Raw genomic sequence first — 20,748 nt, forward strand, 5'->3', positions numbered from 1 at the left:
GCCGGGCCCCACCCACCCTCGCCCGGCCGCAGGTACCCCCGACGGCGGCCGGGCGAGGACCACCACTCACACCCAACCCTGGAGAGGTCATGTCCGACTCGCCCCCGTGGACCATCGGCGACAACCTGTGGCGCAAGGTCGCCGACGGCAACCACCACTACGGCACCGTCACCCGCGTGTGGCGGGCGACGGACGACCGGTGGATGGTCGAGTACGTGCGGGGCTGGAGCCGGGCGTCGCGGGAGACGCACATCGCGCCCGCCGACGAGATGTACGCCGGCAGCACGGCGCCCTCACGGCCGGTGTGACCTACCCGAGCCGGACCCGCCACCGGTCCGCCGGCAGCAGCAACTCGTCGACCACTGCGGGCCGTCCGTCCCGCGAGAACCTGACCACCGGCACGACTAGGAGCATCGCCCCGATGGCAACACCCAGCATGCCCGCCTCGCCGGCCACGGCCGCACGTCCGGACAGGTCGCCGACCGCGTGGGCGTCGGGCACGGGACGGAGGCGGCCGGTGTACCGGACGAGCAGGTGGCTGGTCCGGCCGTCGGGATCGAGCAACTCGACGCGCTCGCGCTGGAGTCGAGCGGTGTCGGTCAGGTCGAGTAACGTCCGGACGATGGCCGGTGGCACGACGCGGGAGAGCTGGCGTTCACCGATGCCGTGGGGCCACGGTGCCGCGGGATCGGTCAGTGTCCTCACGGCTGGAGGATGCGCCACGGTAAGCCGCCGGCGCTGGGATCCCTCGATGAGTCCATCCGCACGAAGGACCCGCATGGCGTCGCGAGCCGCGCCGTCCCCGATGCCGAACTGGGCACGCAGTTCGCTACGCGTAGGGACATGCTCTCCGGGCCGGAGGATGCCGCGTTCAATCAGGTTCCGCAGGTGAGCCGCGACGCGCTGGTAGTCGTCGTCTGCGGCGGGCACGTCGCGAATCCTTGCCGGGCAGTGGATTCTTGGACGTCCAAGGGGTACAAACCAAGTTGATCTTCCGTCTGGGCAGTTGCCCGGTCGGAGCGAGACAGCGCGGCCGGTGGTGTGTGCGGCCAGGACCGCACCGTGAGAACCACCGGCCGCGCTGGGACAGAAGAAACCGTTCACCCGATTAGATGATCTCTCGCCGAGACTCTGGCGAGTTGCGCCCAACATCAGTTGTATGGATGAACCGAGGCCGGGTTCGACACCCCCAAGTGGCGTCCCGGCCTCGGGCTGTTCGGGGAGACGAGTGGGAGACGACACCCGGGAGAGACCGTGAGATGTCGCGAGATTCTGCGAGAACTCGCGCGAACTTGCGAGAACCCACGAGGTGTTAGGCCAGGTCAGCCGTCTGACCTGGCCGTTTCCGTTGTGCCGCTGGGATCTACACGATCTTCGAGGGCACGAGCGAGATCCAGCGCCTGGTCATCGCGCGAACGTTGTCGGGCGTACCGATCCGCTGACGAACCAAAAGCCCAGGCTCTCCCCCACGGGAAAGCAGCAACACCCGGCCGCAACCGGCGGCCGGGAATCGCATTCGCGCTCTCTGCGGCCTGCTGCCGCAAGGTACGGCCCGGCGACGCTCCCGAACGGTGCTCCGGGAGGCGCAGCCGCCGGTGCCCGGCACCGCCACCGCGGTGCTCGCGTCGGTGAGGCTTCTCGCCGCCCGCCGCGTCCGGCGTCGAGAGCGACCACACCCGGCTCGGCCGGAGCCCCGGGAGCGCGGGGCCCGGATGGGCCCCTGGTGGGTGGCGGAGGGCGGTGGCGTGCGCCGGTGGGCGCTCCCGGCGTGTCTCGGCACGCGGAGCGCCCGGGGTCGGCGGCGTCGAACCGTGCGTCAGCGCATCGGCGCCGGCTCCGGTTCCGGGTCGGGTTCGTCCGGCACGGGTGGCACGGGTGGGCCGCCCGGGTCGGGCGGGAGCGGTTCGGGGCCGGGCTCCGGCAGCGGGCGCGGACCGGGCATCGGCGGAATCGGGGGCAGCGGATCCGGCCACGGATCGGTCACGGCAACCTCCTGGCGAGGGCTGGGTCCGGGCGGGCCCGGACACGTCGCGGCGGCGACGATGCCTCCCGGATACCCCGTCGGCGCCCACCCACCTCCGCCGGCCGGCCGATCCGGCGAAATCCACCCACGTCCCTGCGGGCAAACAGTGCAAACCCGGGCCAAGGCCGCATCGAAACCCAGGAAGAACACCGATCGACACCCTGTTGCACCTAACCTGAAGCCCCTTATGTTCGAACAGGAGAACCTCATGGGCGGCCAGGTCCCGATCAGCGAAACCCCCCTCCCGGGCATCGGTACGCAGTACACGCTCTCCACCGCCGCCGGTCGGGCCATCTCCGTGGTCGCCGGCCGTGACGGCGTGCGACGGATCGCGTTCTACAACGTGGACGACCCCGACGCCTGTGGCCCGGGCGTACGGCTGACCCGGGCCGAGGCCGTGGCGCTCGCGGAACTGCTCGCCGAGGACTGACCCACCCGACCGCGGACTCCCTCACCCGCGTTCGAGCCGCAGACCGCCCCTGCCCCTGCGAACGACGCGAGCACAGCCCCACATGCACCCGGCAACACTGCTCATCGAACTCGGCGCCATCATTCTGGGCCTGTCCATCCTCGGCCGGGTCGCGACCCGGATGGGGATGTCACCCATCCCCTTCTATCTCCTCGGCGGCCTCGCCTTCGGACACGGCGGCGTACTCGACCTCTCGCAGAGCGACGACTTCATCGAGATCGGCGCCGAGATCGGCGTGGTCCTGCTCCTGCTGTTGCTCGGCCTGGAGTACACGGCCGGCGAACTGGTCACCAACCTGCGCGCCGCCGCGCCCGCCGGCGCGATGGACGCGCTGCTCAACGCGGTCCCCGGCTTCCTGGCCGGGCTGCTGCTCGGCTGGGGGACCACCGCCGCGCTCGCACTGGCCGGCGTCACCTGGATCTCCTCGTCCGGGGTGATCGCGAAGGTACTCGGCGACCTGGGCCACCTGGGCAACCGGGAGACCCCGGTCGTCTTGTCCGTCCTGGTCATCGAAGACCTCGCGATGGCGCTCTACCTGCCCATCCTCACGGCGCTGCTGGCCGGCGTCGGGCTGCTCGGCGGCTCGCTCACCGTGGCCATCGCGCTGGGCACGATCAGCATCGTGCTCTTCCTCGCGCTCCGACACGGCGGCCGGATCTCCAAGGCGCTCTCCAGCGAGGAGCCGGAGTTCCTGCTGCTCGGCGTACTCGGCCTGACCCTGCTGGTCGCCGGCGTCGCGGACAAGCTCCAGGTCTCCGCGGCCGTCGGCGCCTTCCTGGTCGGCATCGCGATCTCGGGTGACGTGGCCGAACACGCACAGACCCTGCTGGCGCCGCTGCGCGACCTGTTCGCGGCGGTCTTCTTCGTCTTCTTCGGCCTGTCCACCGACCCGAGCGCGCTGCCCGGCGTGCTGTTGCCGGCGGCGGCGCTGGCCCTGGTCACCGCGCTGACCAAGATCGCCACCGGCTACTGGGCCGCCGCCCGCGCGGGCATCGCCAAACCCGGCCGCTACCGGGCGGGCGGCGCGCTCGTGGCGCGCGGCGAGTTCTCCATCGTGATCGCCGGCCTGGCCGCGACCTCGGGCGTCGAACCCCGGATGGGACCGTTCGCCGCCGCCTACGTCCTCATCCTGGTGGTCGCCGGCCCCTTCACCGCGCGCTACGCCGAACCCGTGTTGCGCCGCCTGTTCGGCCCCAAGGCGGTACCGGCGCCGATCGAGGAGGAGGACGACGACCTGAGGCCGCGGTAGCGGCGCACGGCCGGACCCCGCCTGGTCCCGGTGGCGGTCGGACCCCCGCGTCGGCGCATTCCCCCGGGATGCGCCGACTTCGCGTTTCGAGAAGAACCCCTTATCGCGGGCTTGTGGTTCGCACCCGGTTACCTCCGTATCGTCGTTGACGGTAACCCCAGGCATCGGTCCGACTCCGGCCCGCCGCGCCCCACCACCGTCCCCGCCCCCGGCCCGCGGCCTGTGTGCGTCGCGGTCGTCGACGCGCGGTCCCGACCGCTACGAGAGGACGCTCGCAGATGAGTCCCACCAGGTGGCTGCACTACTTCGAGACGCAGATCCCGCTCGCCGAGGAGCCGCTGCTCGTCGCGGCCCGACTGGCCGGCTCCGGGCTGCACGCGTCCTACGTGGTCTACGAGAACGACGGCATGTGGGCGTACGCGGGCGGGGTACGGGCCGAACTCACGCTGGACCGGCACGGTGCCAGGCTGAGCCGCGAGCACGAGCCGGACACCGTGCTGCCCTGGGACGACCGGCCGCTGGACCTGGTGTCCCGACTTCTGGACACCGTGGCGGTGCCCGAGTGGCGTGCGTACGGCTGGGCGGCGTTCGAACTCTCCTACGCCAAGGACGGCGACCTCACCCACGTCGGCGACGAGCGGCTGCTGCACCTGGTGGTGCCGCGCGCCGAGGTCCGACTGGAGGACGGCCACGCGCTGTTGCGCGCGGTCGACCAGGAGACGCTGAGCGCCCTGATGACCACGATCGGCACGCCGGTCGCGGGGTCCGCCGAGCCGGCCCGACCGCTGGACGTGCACGGCCGGGGCGAGTTCGAGTACCGCGAGGCGGTCAAGCTCGCGGTGAACGAGATCAACCACGGCGACCTGCACAAGGTGATCCTCTCCCGGGTGGTCGACGTGGACGAGGACATCGACCTGATCGCCACCTACGTGACCGGTCGGCGGAGCAACGACCCGGCCCGCTCGTTCCTGCTCGACCTCGGCGGCATCGAGGCGATCGGCTTCAGCCCGGAGATCGTGGTCAAGGTGTCCGCGGCGGGCACCGTGGTCAGCCAACCGCTGGCCGGCACCCGCGCGTTGACCCCCGATCTGCTCGTCAACGAGAACCTGCGCGCCGACCTGCTGGCCTCCGCGAAGGAGGTCTACGAGCACGCGATCTCGGTCAAGACCGGGACCGACGAACTCGAAGACGTGTGTGTGCGGGGCAGCGTGTCGGTGCCCGAGTTCATGACCGTACGCGAGCGCGGCAGCGTGCAGCACCTGGCGTCGCAGGTCTGCGGACAACTGGCGCCGGGCGCGGGCATCTGGGACGCCTTCGCAGCCGTCTTCCCGGCGGTGACCGCGTCCGGCGTGCCCAAGGACGCCGCGTACGCCTCGATCCGCCGACACGAGCCCGGCACGCGGGGCCTGTACAGCGGCGCGGTGCTCACGGTGGACCACATCGGCGAACTGGACGCGGCCCTGGTGCTGCGCAGCGCCTACCGCAAGGACGGGCACACCTGGCTGCGTGCGGGCGCCGGCATCGTCGGCCACTCGACGCCGGAACGGGAGTTCGAGGAGACCTGCGAGAAGTTGGAGAGCGTGGCGCGCTACCTGGTGCCCGCGCGGGAGGAGGACGCGTGATGAGGTTCCACGAGGACGTATTCGTCGCGGGTGTGGGCACGTATCGACCCGATGTGGTGAGCACCGCGTTCGCGGTCGGCGCGTCCTGGTACGACCCGGCGGACCGCGAGGCGTCCGGCATGGAGTCGGTGATGGTTGCCGGGGACCTGCCCGGGCCGGACATGGCGGTGCGGGCGGCCGAGGTCGCGGTGCGCCGGTCGGGCCACGACCGGGACGACTTCGGCGCGCTGCTGCACACCGCCACCCACCACCAGGGCCCGGACGGCTGGTCGGCGCCGCACTACGTGCTGCGCAACACGTTGGATCGGCCGATCACCGCGGTCCAGGTGGGGCCGGGTTGCCTCGGTTCGCTGGCCGCGTTGGAGAGCGCCGCGTACCGGCTGCTCGGCAACCCGGAGCACGACGCGGTGCTGCTGACCTGCGGAGACAACTTCGGTACCCCGCTGGTGGATCGCTGGCGGGCGTCGAAGTTGTTCCTGCTCGCGGACGGCGGCGCGGCGGCGGTGGTGTCCCGGCGGGCCGGCTTCGCCCGGGTGCTGGCCTTCGGGGCGGTGTCGAATCCGTCGATGGAGGAACTGCACCGAGGCGGCGAGAAGCGCTTCCCGCCCGGCATCACCATCGGCCGCTCACTCAACTTCGAGGAGCGCAGCGCCTATTGGCGCGAGCAGTGGGCCCAGGGCGTGGCCCCGCCGATGGGGCACTTCGGTGACGTGGTGGCCGAGACCGTCGAACATACGTTGGGCGAGGCCGGTCTCGCGTTGGACAAGGTGGCCCGGATCTGCCACTCCGGCTACACCCGAGGCGCGTTGGAGAGCATCTACCTCGACCCGCTGGGCATCGACGACACACGCGGCACCTGGGAACTCACCCGCACGCTCGGGCACGCCGGTGCGGCGGACCCGTTCATCGGCCTCGAACACGTGTGGACCCGCGGCGAGGTGGTCCCGGGCGATCACGTCCTGCTGTTGTGCGCCGGGCCGGGCATGGAGACGGACTGCGTGGTGCTGGAGATCGTCGCCCCGTACGAGCCCGCGAAGGAGGGCTGACCGATGCCGGACGGATGTGTGCCGTGGCCGGCGGAGGTCGCCGCGCGTTATCGACGCGAAGGGCTGTGGCCGGGCGTCGACCTCGGCGGCCTGCCCCGGGTCTGGGCCGACACGCACGGCGACCGCACCGCCCTGGTCAGCGGCGAACGCCGTTACTCCTACCGCGATTTGGCCGATCGCATCGACCGGACGGCGGCCGGCTTCCGCCGGCTGGGCCTGCGACCCGGCGAGCGGGTCGTGCTGCAGTTGCCCAACGTCGCCGAATTCGTGATCGTCGCGTTCGCGCTGTTCCGGGTCGGCGTCAAGCCGGTGTTCTCGCTCGCGTCGCACCGTGCCAACGAGATCCGGCACCTGTGCGCGTCGTCCGGGGCGTCGGGATACGTGGTGCCCGATCGTCATCGGGGCTTCGACCACGCCGGTCTCGCACTCCGCATGCTCGACGAGATCCCGACTCTGCGCACGGTGTTCGTGCACGGTGACCCGCCGGCCGCGGCCGGCGCAGCGGTGGTCCCACTGGCGAGCGTGGACGCGGATCCGCTCCCGCTGCCCGCGAACGACCCGGCGGACGTGGCGTTCTTCCTGCTCTCCGGCGGAACCACCGCGTTGCCCAAGCTGATTCCGCGCACACACGACGACTACGCGTATCAGATCCGGACCGCGGCCGAGGTATGCGAGGTCGGCCCAAACGACGTGTACCTGGCCGCGCTGCCGGTGGAGTTCAACTTCACCTGGGGCTGCCCCGGTGTGCTCGGCACGCTCGGGGCCGGCGGCACGGTCGTGTTGGCCGAGGACCCCTCCGCGGACGACTGTTTTCGTGCCGTCGAGGACGAGCGGGTCACCTTCACCTCGGTCGTGCCCACCGTGGCCCGACTGTGGCTGGAGGCGTTGGAGTGGGGAGCGGCGGACCTGTCGAGCCTGCGGCTGATCCAGATCGGCGGTGCCAAGCTGCCGGTCGAACTGGCCGCCCGGATCGAGCCGGGCTTCGGCTGCAGATTGCAGCAGGTGTTCGGGATGGCCGAGGGCCTGCTTGCGATGTCTCGCGCCGACGACTGCGCGGAGGCGGTCCTGACCACGCAGGGCCGCCCGATCTCGGCGGCCGACGAGGTGCGCGTGGTGGACGAGCAGGACGCCGACGTGCCGCTCGGCACGGTCGGCGAACTGCTCACCCGCGGCCCGTACACACTGCGTGGCTACTACCGCGCCGACGAGCACAACAGGCGTGTCTTCACCTCGGACGGCTTCTACCGCACCGGCGACCTGGCCCGACTGACCCCGGCCGGGCACCTGGTGATCGAAGGACGGCTCAAGGACGTGGTGATCCGCGGCGGCGACAAGATCGCCGCCGGCGAGGTGGAGGGCCACCTGCTGAGCTGCGCCTCGGTCGACGCCGCCGCGGTGGTCCCGGTCGCGGACGAGTTCCTCGGCGAGCGCATCCACGCGTTCGTGATCTGCCGCGGCGAACCACCCACCCTGGCCGACCTCAAACGGGCCCTGCACGAGCGCGGGTTGGCCGAGTACAAGCTGCCCGACCGGATGGAACACGTCGACGCCTTCCCGCTGACCGCGCTCGGCAAGGTGGACAAGAAGATCCTCACGGCCGCGGCGAACGACCCGACACTGAGCCGGAATTGGGGACCGGCCGCAAGCGTCTGCGAACACCGGGAAGGGTGAACCGCACATGGACGGCACCACCAGTACCGCCGGCAATGCCGGCACCGACCACAACGCCGGCGCCGGCGGGACGGCCGGGACCGCCGGGACCGCCGGACCCGCTCCCGCTCCCGCGCCGCCGACCTCGGCCGACCTGCGCGCGAGCGTCTCGGCAATGATCGGCACCCCGCCCGGTGAGATCGCCGGCGACGCCAACCTCGTGCTGCTCGGCCTGGGTTCGCTGGAGATGATGCGGCTGGTCAACCGGTGGCGACGGCAGGGCCTGGCGATCGAATTCCGCGATCTGGCCGCCGAACCGACCATCGACGCGTGGACCGAGCGGTTGGCCTCGGCCGGGGCGAAAGGGTCGCCGGGGGCGAAGCGATGAGCGCGCTGTTGGTTCGCGGCGGCTGCCTGTATCCGGGAGACACCGGCGCACGAGTGATCCCGGACGGCTCGGTCCTGGTCGAGGCCGGGCGGATCGCCGCGGTCGGAACCACCGCCGACGTCGAGGCCGCGTTGACACCGGCGCTGCGGGCGGGCCTGCGCACGATCGACGCACGCGGGAAGATGATCCTGCCCGGCTTCGTGAACGCGCACTGGCACGAGATGTTCGCGCTGCGCTTCCCGTTCAAGGGGGCCCTGCGTCCGCCCGCCGACCGGGACGACAAACCCGCGTTCATGGCCCTGGGCGGCGACGTCCGACAGATCTCGACCGCCTTCGACGTCTTCCATGATCAGCTCGAACTGCTCACCCCGGACGAGGCGTCGGCCATCGCGCGCTACTCGATGTGGACCCAGTTGCGGTCGGGTACGACCACCCTCGGCGACGTCGGCTCGTTCAACCGGCCCCAGGCGCTGATCCGGGCGGCGCGGGACCTGGGCATGCGCTGTGTGGTCAGCACGTGGGCGAGCGACGCGGTGTGCGCGGCGGGCGAGACACGCTTTCGTCGCACCCGGGACGCGGACGACGAACTGCGCCGGATCGAGGACGTGCTGCGCGAGGTCGCGGCCGCCCCCGACGACCTGGTCCGGGCCTGGCCGACCGCGGTCTACGGCACCAACATGAGCGACGAACTCGGCGCCGGACTGGCCGAGTTGGTGAATCGATACGACGTCCCGTTCGGCACGCACGTGGGTGCGCTGCGCAACGAGTCGGCGGTGATGCTGGCCTACCACGGCAACACCCCGGTCCGCCGTTTCGCCGAACTCGGGCTGCTGTCGGACCGGTTCATGGCGGTGCACTGCGCGTTCGCGGACGAGGACGAGAGCAAGCTGCTGATCGAGGCGAACGCGCACATCAGCCACTCGCCGGCGAAGTACGGTCCGGCCGGGGAGTCCGCACTGACCGAGACCCGGGCGATGCCCCGATTCCGGCGCGCCGGTCTGGACGTCTCGCTGTCCACGGACGGGGCCTCGCTGCCGATCGGCGGGATGGCCGAGGCCATGCGGGCCTGTTGGCAGATGTACAACGAGATGTACGCCGATCCCACCGAGGTGTTGCCCACCGACGCGCTGGCGATGGCCACCCGGCTGCCCGCCCGCGGCCTGGACTGGGCCGCGGAGATCGGCAGCCTCGAAGTGGGCAAGCAGGCGGACCTCCAACTGATCCCGACCGACGACTGGCGCTATCTGCTCAACCCGCGACCCCTGGAGGGCTTCCTCGCACTCGGTGGATCCACCGACGTGGACACCGTCGTGGTCGCGGGTCGGGTCCTGGTCGAGGGCGGTCGGGCCGGCGGCATCGACGAGGCCGACCTGGAAGCGGATTACCTGGCGGCGCTCGGCTCGTTCTCGGTGCGCTGCCTGGGCATCGACCCGGACGTGGTGGCCGCGCTCACCGGACGACCCCGCACATCTCGACGACAGCGGAAGTGAGGTGGGCCCGATGCGGGACACCACGGCCCTGGTCACCGGGGCGGCAGGCGGCATCGGCGGCGCGGTGACGCGCGCGCTGGCCGCCGAGGGGATCGCGGTCGCGGCCCTCGACGCGAACGCCGAGGCGCTCGGCCCGCCGGTCGAGGAACTGACCGAGGCCGGACACCGCGTGCGCGGATACGCCGCCGACGTGCGATCGAGCGCGGACGTGGACGCGGTGGTGGCCCGCGTCGAGGACGAACTCGGGCCGATCGACTACCTGGTCAACGCGGCGGGAGTGCTGCGCACCGGCGCCGCGGTCGAACTCTGCGATCGGGACTGGGAGCAGACCTTCGCGGTCAACACGACCGGCGTCTTTCACGTCTGCCGCGCGGTGGCCCGCCGGATGATCCCGCGCGCGAGCGGCGCGATCGTCACGGTGGCCTCCAACGCGGCGGGCACCCCGCGCTGGGACATGGCGGCGTACGCGGCGTCCAAGGCCGCGGCGACCGTCTACACCAAGTCGCTCGGCCTGGAACTGTCCGGGCACGGCATCCGGTGCAACGTGGTCGCCCCGGGCTCCACCGACACTCCGATGCTGACCTCGTTGTGGGCGGACGGCGACGCGCGCGCCGCCTCCATCGAGGGCACCGCGGCCACCTTCCGGGTCGGCATTCCGCTCGGCCGACTCGCCCGCCCGCAAGACGTCGCGGACGCGGTGCTGTTCCTGCTCTCCGACCGCGCCGCGCACATCACGCTCCACGAGCTCACGGTCGACGGCGGCGCCGCGCTGGGCAACTGAGCGCGCGCTTTGTCGAGCGTCCCCCACCGCACGAGAACGGAGGCGTCATGGCGATCCCGGCGATCGCGTCCTACCCCATGCCGACCGAGGACGAGCTGCCGCGCAACGTCGCGTCCTGGACGATCGATCCCGCGCGCGCGGTGTTGCTGATCCACGATCTACAGCACTACTTCCTGCGGCCCTTCGACGCGGACCGGGCGCCGATGGCCGACCTGATGGACAACGTCGCGGCGCTGCGGGCCCGGTTCGCCGAATGCGGAGCGCCGGTCGCGTACACCGCGCAACCCGGCGGAATGAGCGACGAACAGCGCGGCCTGCTCAAGGACTTCTGGGGCCCGGGGATGACCGCCGAGCCCGGGCAGCGGATGATCCCGGACCGGATCGCGCCGAACGCGGCGGACACCGTGTTCACCAAATGGCGGCCCAGCGCGTTCTTTCGCACCGGCCTGCTCGACCTGCTGCGCGCGCACGGCCGGGATCAGTTGGTGATCTGCGGCGTCTACGCGCACGTGGGCATCCTGATGACCGCGCACGAGGCCTTCTCGCACGACATCGAGACCTTCGTGGTGGCCGACGCGGTGGCCGACTTCTCGCCGCGGTACCACCGGATGGCGCTGGACTATGTGGCGTCCCGGTGCTCGGTGACGGTGTCCACCCGGGTCGCGTTGGCGATGTCGACGGCGATGTCGGGCGGAGCGCGGCGATGACCGGCCCGCTGCCCGAACCATCCGTCCTGGATCGCGTCCTGGCCCCGGACCCGCCGCCGTTCGCGTTGTTGCATCGGCCGGGCGCGGCCGGTCCCGAGCGGATCGACGTACTGATCGGGCGGATCACCGAGCCGGACCGGATCGCGGACATCCCGCTGCCGCCGGCCGGCGGTCGCGGCCGGCACGAGACGCTGGCCGTGCTGCCGTATCGGCAGATCGGTGAGCGGGGCTACGAATTTCCCGACGACGGCGCACCGCTGCTGGCGATGACCATCGTGGACCAGGACGCGGTGTCCGTCGCGGAGATCCTCGATCGGCTGCCGGACGGGCCGATCGAGCTGGGCCGCGGCGGCTTCGACGCCGACGACGAGCAGTACGCGAATACGGTGCGCACGGTGCTGGCGCAGGAGATCGGGCGCGGTACCGGCGCCAACTTCGTGATCAAGCGCTCGTTCCGGGTCGAGATCGGCAATTGGTCGCCGCATACCGCGTTGGCCTTCTTCCGTCGGTTGCTCGGACGCGATCCGGGTTCGTACTGGACGTTCGTGATCCACACGGCCGGCCGGACGTTCGTGGGCGCCTCGCCGGAGCGGCACATCAGCCTGGACGCGGGCACCGTGGTGATGAATCCGATCAGTGGCACGTATCGGTATCCGGACGGTGGACCGGACCTGGGCGAGGTGCTGGACTTCCTCGCCGACGAGAAGGAGGCCGGCGAGCTGTACATGGTGCTCGACGAGGAACTCAAGATGATGGGCCGGGTGTGCGACCTCGGTGGTCGTGTGGTGGGACCGCGGTGGAAACGCATGGCGCGGCTGGCCCACACCGAGTACCTGATCGAGGGCCGCAGTTCGCTGGACGTACGGGACATGTTGCGCGAGACGATGTTCGCGCCGACGGTCACCGGCGGCCCGTTGGAGAGCGCGTGCCGGGTGATCGCGCGGCACGAACCGGCCGGGCGCGGTTACTACGCGGGCGTGGTCGCCTTGATCGGGCGGGACGCGCACGGTGGTCGGGCGATGGACTCGGCGATCTTGATCCGGACGGCCGACGTCGATCCGGCGGGACACGTGCGGATCCCGGTGGGCGCGACGCTGGTGCGTGATTCGGACCCGGCCTCGGAGGCTGCGGAGACCTGGGCCAAGGCGGCGGGCCTGCTGGAGGTGTTGCGCGGCCCGGTGGGCGGTGCGGTCGGCCGGTCGGCCGGGACCGGCGCCGATCTCGGCGAGCATCCGGAGGTGCGACGGGCGTTGGCGGCGCGGAACCGGCCGTTGGCCGGCTTCTGGTTCGCCGGGCCGGGGGAACGCACCCGGGCCGAACCGAGGTTGGCGGGTCGTACCGTGCTGGTGATCGACGCCGAGGACACCTTCACCTCGATGGGTCGACACCTGTTGGCCGCGCAGGGGTTGGTGGTGACCGTGCGGCGGTTCGACGAGGACTATCGCCTGGACGAGCACGATCTGGTCATCGTGGGCCCCGGCCCCGGGGATCCGCGGGATCACGCGCATCCCAAGATCGCCCGGATCCGGGAGGTGACGCGCACGCTGCTGGCGGCAAGAACGCCGTTCCTGTCGGTATGTCTGGCCCATCAGGTGTTGTGCACGACGCTCGGCCTGGACATCGTGCGCAATCCGCTGCCGAATCAGGGCACCCAACGGACCGTCGACTGCTTCGGGCGGGCCGAACGCGTCGGGTTCTACAACACGTTCGCGGCATCGAGCCCTACCGATTCGATCCGGTGCGCGGTGCGGGACGGTGCGGTCGAGGTGTTCCGCGACGCGGGCAGTGGCGAGGTGCACGCGCTGCGCGGGCCCGGGTTCGCTTCGGTGCAGTTCCATCCGGCTTCGGTGTTGACCGATCACGGAGCCGAGATTCTGGGTGGGTTGTTGGGGGATCTGGCGGAGAAGAAGGTGCGCCCATGAGCGGCGACGAGGGTGAGGAGACCCTGTACTTCGCCTCGGCGGAGGCATTCGGGAGCTGGATGGAGGCGAACCACGCCGACTCGGACGGGGTGTGGGTGGCGTTGGCGAAGAAGGGCACGGCGGAGCCGTCGGTGACCCGAGGGCAGGCGTTGGACGTGGCGTTGTGTTACGGCTGGATCGACGGCAAGGCGTTCTCCGGTGGTACGCCGCCGGGGTGGTGGGCGCAGCGGTACACCCCGCGTCGGGCGCGCGGCAGGTGGTCGAGGATCAATTGCCGGCGGGCGCAGACGCTGATCGAGCGCGGGCGGATGCGGCCCTCGGGGTTGGCTCGGATCGAGGCCGCCAAGGCGGACGGGCGTTGGGACGCGGCGATGGAGCCGCCACGCAGTGCGGAGGTACCGGCGGACCTGCGGGTGGCGCTGGACGCGTGTCCGCCTGCGGCTGTGGCGTTCTCGGCGTTGAGCGCGAGTCGGCGGTATCAGGTGTTGCTTTCGGTGGCCGATGCCAAGCGGGCCCGGACGCGGGCTCGAAGGATCGCTCGGCACGTCGAGCGGTTGGCGCTCACCGAGCTTCGGTAGGCGGGATCGGTCTCCGGCCGCCCCGGCCCGTCGGTCCGGTTCGCAGGGTGAGAACGAACTCTTATCGCGGGTGCGTTGTTCCGGTTCTGTTACCTGCGTAGCGTTTTTGCCGGTAACCACATCCTTCGCTCGAAAGGGAGAACCGTGACCACCAGGGTGTATCCCGCCTACATCGGCGGCCGGGACATCGGCGGCGAAGGCGGGGAGTACGTGCACACCGTCACCGCGCGCGCCATCATCGAGGACACCTTTCCCAGTCTGCGGTTGAAGCGTGATCTCGACCTGGGCAGGGTCGACCGGGAGAGCGCCGGCGATCGGCTCGCGGGAGCGTGTGCGGTCGCCGACGAAGGCATGATCGCGGCGGCGCTCGAGGCGGCCGCCGGTGCCGCGCCCGAGTGGGCGCGCACGCCGCTCGCCACCCGGATGGAGATCGGGCGGGCGATCGCGCGGCGGCTGGGCGAACACCGGGATCCGCTGGTGGAGATCCTGGTCGCCGAGGGGCAGCCCCGTTCGGGAGCCGAGGCGATGATCGACGGGATCCCGCTCACCGGGTGGAGCCCCGAGACGCTCGAATGGTGCGCCGAACAACTGGAGTTCCGTCGTCACGACGGAGAGCGCGAGATGATCCTGCGACGCGTGGCCGACGGTGTGGTGTGTGTCAACCCGCCGCAGAACGCGGCGACGGTGAACGCGCTGTCCGCGATCACCGCACTGTTGGCGGGCAACACGGTCGTGGTCCGCGCACCGCGCGGTGTCGCGCTCAGTTGCATGTACGCCATGCGCGAGGTGGTGGCGCCGGTGCTGGAGGCCGCCGGAGCGCCCGCCGGCACGCTGAACGCCTACTGCGGACCGCCGGCCGTCGACACCTGGCTGGCCAGCGAACACGTGAACGACATCGTCTACTACGGCGGCAGCAAGCAGGGCCTGGCCTTCGAGCGGGACTGCATCGCCGCGGGCAAGAAGCCGATTCTCGAACTCGCGGGCAACGACTGCTGCGTGGTGTGGTCCGACGCCGATCTGGACGCCGCGGTGGAGACCGTGACCCAGTTCTTCCTGAACTCCGGTCAGATCTGCAACGTGCCCAACCAGGTGATCGCCCACCCCGCGATCGCGGACGAGCTGATCGAACGGCTGATCGTGGCGACCGGCAAGATCCACCCCGGCCATCCCGACGAGCCCGGCGTGGTGCTCACCCCCGTGCTCGGCGCCGACTGGTTCTTCGGTTGCCTGACCGAAGCCCTCATGGGCGGCGCGACCCTGGTGCACGGCGGCCGTCGCCTGGAGGTGGACGGCACCCCGTCGGACACCGGCTTCTTCATCGAACCGACGATCGTGCGGGTGTCCGGACTCGGCGACGCCCGCTCGTTGTCGGTGGTCCGGGACGAGACGTTCTTCCCGCTGCTGCCGATCATCGTGCCCGAGCCGGGCGACTCGGACGAGCGATTGTTCGACGAGATTCTGACCTTCGTCAACAGCAACGCCTACGGCCTGCGGAACTCGTTCTGGTCGACCGGCCCGGAGCACATCGAGCGGTTCCTGTCGGCGGTCGGCAACGGCGGCAACCTGAAGATCAACGACTCGCACGGCAACTTCCTCCCGTTCCTGCCCAACTCGGGCGGCACCGGCCTGACCGGCGGAGCCTTCGGCGAGGCGAGCCATCCCATGTTGCGCACCACGCATCTACAGGGCGTCAGCATCGTGCGCCCGACGCCCCGACTCGGAGGAGCCCGATGACTTCCCGCACCCTCAAGGCCGCACTGCCGTGCTCGGCGGCGAGCGCGATCGAACGACTGCGCGACGAGCGGGCGTTCCCCGACCGGGCCGCCGAGATCGTCTCGGTCCGGGACGTCGGCGACGACCTGCGCGAGTGGACGCTCGCCTTCCGCGGCGGCACCGCCCGGTGGACGCAACGCACCCGGGACGCGAGTGGTGGGCAGCAGCCGTACCGGATCGAGTTCGAACAGGTCGACGGCGACTTCCAACAGTTCGGCGGCGCGTGGACGTGCACCGACACCGACGACGGTTGCGAGGCCGTGTTCGAGGTCGGTTACCGCACCAGCGTGCCGCACCTCGCCGGCGCGATCGACTCGGCCGTGGGCCGGGTTCTGGTCCGCGTCGCGCACGAGATTCTGGTCGGCGTCGGCGGTGGCGCACGCATCACCTCCGGTGGGCACCACCTGCGCGACCTGCCGGTCGCCTCGACCCCGGAGGGGAGCCCGAGCCATGCGCTTCGATGACATCTGGCTCACCGGCACCGGCGGCACACTCGGCGAGCGCACTCCGGTCGCGGACGCGGTCGCGACCGGCCACTACGAGAGCGAGGCCGCCGAGAGCACCGGCATGGTCAGCGTCGCCCAGGCCCGGCTCGCGCCGCCGGAGATGGCCGTGATCGCGGGGCGCCAGGCGATCAAGGACGCCCAGGAGTACGGCACCGTGGTCGACCCGGGCAGCCTGTACCTGCACAGCCACGGGCACTTCCAGGGCATCGACATGTGGCCCGCGGCGTGCTGGATCGCCAAGGAACTGCTGGGTCCGCGCGTCGACGGGATACCCACGACCGTCTCCGCGTGGTCCAACGGCTCGCTGGCCAGCATCGACATCGCCGCGGCGATGCTCGCGTCGCGCCCCGCACTGCCGTCCGCGCTGATCACGCTGGGGGACCGGTTCGCGCCGCCGACCGATCGCTGGCACACCTCCCCGGGCATCGTGTTCGGCGACGGAGCCGCGGCGGCCGTGCTCGCCCGAGGCGGTGGTCGGCTGCGGCTGGTCTCGCTCGTCTCGGAGACCGACACGGTCCTGGAGGGGCTCTCGCGCGGCGACGAGCCGTTTCGCACCGCGCCTGCCGAACTCGGCGACATCCGGCACCGCACCCGGCAATTCCTGGCCCGGGGCGAGATTTCCATCCGGGACGTACAGACCCGTTCGGCGGATCGCACCCGCAGCGTGGTGGCCCGTGCCCTGGCCGACGCGGAACTGGAGCAGGAGCAGATCGACTGGTTCGTCACTCCGTTCGTCGGCAGCACGCTCTACCGGGAGAGCTTCGTACGGCCGCTCGGCATCACCCCCCGCCACGATCTGCACGAACTCGGCCTGACCATCGGTCATCTCGGTGCGGCCGACCAGATCTACGCGCTCGACCACCTGCTCAAGGCGGACCTGTTGGCGCCCGGGGCGCGGGTGCTCGTGATCGGCACCGGCATGGGCTTCACCTTCTCCGCCGCCGTGTTCGCGACGGATCGGTCCCGACCCCACGAGCGAAAGGAAGGAACTCCGTCATGAGCCTCGGCGGCAACCCCGACTCCCGCGTGACCGCGGTCGACAGACTGATGTCGCCGACCGCCCTGCGGAAGGAGATAGCGATCCCGCCCGAGACCCGCAAGGCCGTGCTGGCGGCGCGCCGGGACGTCAAGCGGATCCTGAACGGGAAGGACGATCGCCTGGTCCTGGTCACCGGTCCGTGCTCGATTCACGACACCGAGGCCGCGCTGGTCTACGCCGAGCGCCTGGCCGAGCTGTCCCGGCAGGTGGCCGACCGACTGTTGATCGTCATGCGTGTATACGTGGAGAAGCCGCGTACCCGGATGGGCTGGAAGGGACTGGTCAGCGATCCCGGCCTGGACGGGTCGTACGACCTGAACACCGGGCTGCGGATGGCGCGCGGACTGATGGTGCGGATCCTGGAGACCGGACTGCCGATCGGTTGCGAGTTCCTCGACCCGATGATCGCCCGGTACTTCGCCGACGCGGTCTCGTGGGCCTCGATCGGTGCGCGCACCGTGCAAAGTCAGGTGCACCGCCAACTCACCAGCGGCTTGGACATGCCGGTCGGGATCAAGAACACCACCGCCGGTCGTACGGACGACGCGATCGACGCGATCGTCACCGCCTCGAACAGCCACGTGTTCCCGAGCATCACCGACGACGGGCAGGCGGCGGTGGTGACCACCAGCGGCAACCCGGACTGCCACGTGGTGTTGCGCGGCGGCACCGAGGGCCCCAACTACAGCGCGCCCGACGTGGCCGAGACGCTCGATCGGTTGCAGGCCGCGGGACTGCCCGGGCGGGTGGTCATCGACGCGAGTCACGGCAACAGCGGCAAGGACCACGAGGAACAGACCAACGTGGTCGAGGACGTCGCCGAACGCATCGCCGACGGTGAGTCCGGCGTCGCCGGGATGATGATCGAGAGCTTCCTGGCCTGCGGCCGACAGGACCTGATCCTGGGTCGGACCGACGGCCTCGCCTACGGCCAGAGCGTCACCGACGCGTGTGCGGGCTGGGAGCAGACCATGCACATGGTCGAGCGGCTGGCGGAGGCGGTGACGGCCCGGCGGGCGGCCGATCCGTCGGTGATGGTGGCCTGAGCGCTCGAACCGACACCCGGCTCCCGACACCTCCCCCGGCACCCGGCACTGGGGACACCGAGACGCCCAGGCACCCAGACACCCAGACACCCGAGAATTCGAGAGGAACGATTCCGGTGGCCACGACCACGAGTTCGGCACTTCCGCTCGCCCGGCACATCGATGGTGATCGCACCGGTGCGGTGCATCGGATCGCCATCGCCGCCCCCGAGCGGGCGAAGCCGGATCCGCAGCGGTACGCGTCGGCGGCGCTCGCGGCGCTGATCCACCGCTACACCGGCGAGACCGATCTGCTGATCGCTCGCCGGATCGGTCCGGGCCCGACCGAGATCATCGAACCGCGGGTGTCCGGCGACGAGACGGCGGCGGAACTGCTCGCCGCCGTCGCCGCCGCGCCGCCCGCCCAACCGGCGGCCGGTCGCCCCTGCCACGGCCTGGTGGCCGACGCGGCCGCGCAAGACGTTGCCGACCGCGCCGCGCTGACCCTGACCGTCGACCGGGGAACCTACGAATTGCTGCTCTTCCAGGACGAGTTCGACGACGAGGCAGCCGCCCAGTACGGCCGGCACCTGGCCCGTCTGCTCACCGCGCTGAGCAACGACGACGGCGTGCTCGTCCGTGATCTGCCGCTGCTGGGCGACGAGGAGAGGCAGCGCATCCTGGTCCAGTGGAACCGGACCGACCAGTCCGTACCCGAGCCGTTCTTCCACGAGATCGTCGCGGACTTCGCGCGCCGAACCCCCGAGGCGACCGCGATCGCGCTGCCCGACACCGCGCTGACCTATCGGGAACTGGACGACCGGGCCAATCGACTCGCCCACCGCCTGGCCGCGATCGGTGTTCGCCGGCAGGACCGGGTCGGAGTCTGCTTTCCGCGCGGCGCGGAGAGCCTGATCGCCCAACTCGCCTGCTTCAAGCTCGCGGCTGCGGCGATCCTGCTCGACCCGGACTTTCCCGCCGATCGGGTGCGCTTCATGGTCGAGGACGCCTCGGCCGCCGCGGTGGTGACGCTGTCCGCCCACGAGGACACGGTCCGCGGACACTGCCCGGTGCTCGCGCTCGACGTCGCCGACTGGCACACCGAGCCGAGCACCGAGGTGAGCGCGCCGGTGGACGTCGACGACCTGATCCACATCTGCTACACCTCCGGCTCCACCGGTGCGCCGAAAGCGGTTCTGGTCCGGTTCGGGGCGGCGCGCAATCAGATCCACAGCATGTGCGAGATGACCGGGATGAACACCGACACCCAGGGCACCTGGCTGGCGGCGCCCGGCTACGGCATGGTCGAGGTCGAGTGTTTCCCGGTGCTCGCCGCGGGTGGCACGGTGCACATCCCCGATGTGTCCGTGGTGGCATCCCCGCAGTTGCTCCAGGACTGGTACCTGGACAAGCGGATCACCACCACGCTGTTGATGAAGCCGATGGCCGAGCGGTTGTGGAGCCTGGACTGGCCCGCCGACACCCCGTTGGCGAACATCAGGGTCTGCGGCGAGCGGATCCAGTCCTGGCCGCCCGCCGGGCTGCCGTTCCGCCTGATCAACCTGTACGGCTCCGCCGAGGCGACCACCGTCGCCGGCTGCGATATCACCGAGCTGGGCCGCGAGTTGGGGCCGGAGGGACGAGGTCGCAGGCTGCCGCCGATCGGCCGGCCGATCCCGAACGTCAAGATCTACGTGCTGGACGAGAACCTCGCGCCGGTGCCGCCGGGTGTGGTGGGCGAACTGTGCATCGCGGGCCACAGCCTGTCGGCCGGCTACCTGAACCGGCCCGAGGCGACCGCGCTGAAGTGGGTGCCCAACCCGATCGATGTGGACCCGAACCCGATGCTCTACCGCACCGGCGACATGGCGCGGTACTGGCAGGACGGCGGCATCGAGATCATCGGCAGGGTGGACAACCAACTCAAGGTTCAGGGCAACACCGTGCAACTGGGCGAGATCGAGGTGGTCGCCGCGAGGCAGCCGGGCGTCGCCCAGGTCGCGGTCCTGGCACATCGGGATGCGGACGGGGACGTGCGACTGACCGCGTACATCGAGCCGAAGGGTGAACCGGCGCCGGCGGTTCGCGACATCCGTCGGGCGCTGCGGGAGAAGTTGCCCGCGTTCATGGTGCCGTCCGCGTATGTCGTGGGCGGGCTGCCGACCTCGGTCAACGGCAAGATCGACCGGGCCGCGCTGCCCGAACCGCCGCGCTCGCGGCCGGACCTGGACAGCCCGTACCGGGAGCCGCACACCGACACCGAGCACTCGCTCGTGCAGTTGTGGACGAAGGTGCTCGAACTGGATGGGATCGGCGTGCGGGACAACTTCTTCGAACTCGGCGGCGACTCGCTGCGGGGGGCCCGCCTGACCGAGCAGGTACGCGAACTCTTCGACGTGGACGTCGAGTTGGGTGATCTACTGCACGAGCCCACGATCGACCGCATGGTCGAGGTGATCGAGGCAGCCCACGCGCGTTGA

General features: G+C 70.9%; 19 protein-coding genes. 17 read left to right on the forward strand and 2 right to left on the reverse strand.

Features of this window, described 5'->3' with window-relative positions:
- Positions 1-89: 89 nt before the first annotated feature.
- Positions 90-308, forward strand: a complete 219-nt coding sequence (locus ABZ374_RS39885; protein WP_360321516.1) for a hypothetical protein — start codon at positions 90-92, stop codon at positions 306-308.
- Position 309: 1 nt separating this feature from the next.
- Here the strand turns inward: ABZ374_RS39885 and ABZ374_RS39890 are convergent, their stop codons facing one another.
- Together ABZ374_RS39890 and ABZ374_RS39895 are read right to left on the reverse strand one after the other, a co-directional pair.
- Positions 310-930 (reverse strand): GntR family transcriptional regulator, encoded by a 621-nt coding sequence (locus ABZ374_RS39890; protein WP_360321519.1) that lies wholly within the window; start codon positions 928-930, stop codon positions 310-312.
- Between the two features lie 886 nt (positions 931-1,816).
- Entirely contained in the window at positions 1,817-1,984 is a 168-nt protein-coding gene (locus tag ABZ374_RS39895) for a hypothetical protein (protein ID WP_360321522.1), read from the reverse strand.
- Between the two features lie 226 nt (positions 1,985-2,210).
- On the opposite strand from ABZ374_RS39895, the gene ABZ374_RS39900 reads away from it, so the two are divergent.
- The 16 genes from ABZ374_RS39900 (at position 2,211) to ABZ374_RS39975 (ending at position 20,748) form a co-directional block, all read left to right on the forward strand.
- Positions 2,211-2,453, forward strand: a complete 243-nt coding sequence (locus ABZ374_RS39900; RefSeq protein WP_360321525.1) for a hypothetical protein — start codon at positions 2,211-2,213, stop codon at positions 2,451-2,453.
- An 82-nt stretch (positions 2,454-2,535) separates the two neighbouring features.
- Positions 2,536-3,741 (forward strand): cation:proton antiporter, encoded by a 1,206-nt coding sequence (locus ABZ374_RS39905; protein ID WP_360321528.1) that lies wholly within the window; start codon positions 2,536-2,538, stop codon positions 3,739-3,741.
- A gap of 278 nt (positions 3,742-4,019) precedes the next feature.
- Positions 4,020-5,363: a salicylate synthase gene (locus ABZ374_RS39910; protein ID WP_360321531.1), complete on the forward strand. Its 1,344-nt coding sequence runs from the start codon at positions 4,020-4,022 to the stop codon at positions 5,361-5,363.
- Positions 5,363-6,409 carry a ketoacyl-ACP synthase III family protein gene (locus tag ABZ374_RS39915; protein WP_360321534.1) on the forward strand — a complete coding sequence of 349 codons (1,047 nt, stop codon included), beginning with the start codon at positions 5,363-5,365 and terminating at the stop codon, positions 6,407-6,409. Before ABZ374_RS39910 ends, ABZ374_RS39915 begins: the two co-directional genes overlap by 1 nt.
- A gap of 3 nt (positions 6,410-6,412) precedes the next feature.
- Positions 6,413-8,080, forward strand: coding sequence for an AMP-binding protein (locus tag ABZ374_RS39920; RefSeq protein WP_360321537.1), 1,668 nt, complete (start codon positions 6,413-6,415; stop codon positions 8,078-8,080).
- A 7-nt stretch (positions 8,081-8,087) separates the two neighbouring features.
- Positions 8,088-8,447: a phosphopantetheine-binding protein gene (locus ABZ374_RS39925; protein ID WP_360321540.1), complete on the forward strand. Its 360-nt coding sequence runs from the start codon at positions 8,088-8,090 to the stop codon at positions 8,445-8,447.
- Positions 8,444-9,937: an amidohydrolase family protein gene (locus ABZ374_RS39930; protein WP_360321543.1), complete on the forward strand. Its 1,494-nt coding sequence runs from the start codon at positions 8,444-8,446 to the stop codon at positions 9,935-9,937. Before ABZ374_RS39925 ends, ABZ374_RS39930 begins: the two co-directional genes overlap by 4 nt.
- Positions 9,938-9,947: 10 nt before the next feature.
- Positions 9,948-10,718: a 2,3-dihydro-2,3-dihydroxybenzoate dehydrogenase gene (locus tag ABZ374_RS39935; RefSeq protein ID WP_360321546.1), complete on the forward strand. Its 771-nt coding sequence runs from the start codon at positions 9,948-9,950 to the stop codon at positions 10,716-10,718.
- A gap of 47 nt (positions 10,719-10,765) precedes the next feature.
- A complete protein-coding gene (locus tag ABZ374_RS39940; RefSeq protein ID WP_360321549.1) occupies positions 10,766-11,425 on the forward strand; it encodes an isochorismatase family protein in 660 nt (219 codons plus the stop codon).
- Complete coding sequence (locus ABZ374_RS39945) at positions 11,422-13,347, forward strand: chorismate-binding protein (protein WP_360321552.1); 1,926 nt, start codon at positions 11,422-11,424, stop codon at positions 13,345-13,347. Before ABZ374_RS39940 ends, ABZ374_RS39945 begins: the two co-directional genes overlap by 4 nt.
- Entirely contained in the window at positions 13,344-13,925 is a 582-nt protein-coding gene (locus ABZ374_RS39950) for a YdeI/OmpD-associated family protein (protein WP_360321555.1), read from the forward strand. The genes ABZ374_RS39945 and ABZ374_RS39950 overlap by 4 nt, the downstream gene beginning before the upstream one ends.
- Positions 13,926-14,069: 144 nt before the next feature.
- The gene (locus ABZ374_RS39955; RefSeq protein ID WP_360321558.1) at positions 14,070-15,659 is read left to right on the forward strand and encodes an aldehyde dehydrogenase family protein; all 1,590 of its coding nucleotides are present in this window, start codon (positions 14,070-14,072) and stop codon (positions 15,657-15,659) included.
- Positions 15,656-16,162 carry an SRPBCC family protein gene (locus tag ABZ374_RS39960; protein WP_360321561.1) on the forward strand — a complete coding sequence of 169 codons (507 nt, stop codon included), beginning with the start codon at positions 15,656-15,658 and terminating at the stop codon, positions 16,160-16,162. The genes ABZ374_RS39955 and ABZ374_RS39960 overlap by 4 nt, the downstream gene beginning before the upstream one ends.
- Positions 16,149-17,204: a ketoacyl-ACP synthase III family protein gene (locus tag ABZ374_RS39965; protein ID WP_360321564.1), complete on the forward strand. Its 1,056-nt coding sequence runs from the start codon at positions 16,149-16,151 to the stop codon at positions 17,202-17,204. Before ABZ374_RS39960 ends, ABZ374_RS39965 begins: the two co-directional genes overlap by 14 nt.
- Positions 17,201-18,289 carry a 3-deoxy-7-phosphoheptulonate synthase gene (locus tag ABZ374_RS39970; protein ID WP_360321567.1) on the forward strand — a complete coding sequence of 363 codons (1,089 nt, stop codon included), beginning with the start codon at positions 17,201-17,203 and terminating at the stop codon, positions 18,287-18,289. The genes ABZ374_RS39965 and ABZ374_RS39970 overlap by 4 nt, the downstream gene beginning before the upstream one ends.
- Before the next feature lie 116 nt (positions 18,290-18,405).
- Positions 18,406-20,748, forward strand: a complete 2,343-nt coding sequence (locus tag ABZ374_RS39975; protein ID WP_360321570.1) for a non-ribosomal peptide synthetase — start codon at positions 18,406-18,408, stop codon at positions 20,746-20,748.

The sequence above is a fragment of the Embleya sp. NPDC005971 genome (assembly GCF_040629175.1).
Lineage (GTDB): Bacteria > Actinomycetota > Actinomycetes > Streptomycetales > Streptomycetaceae > Embleya.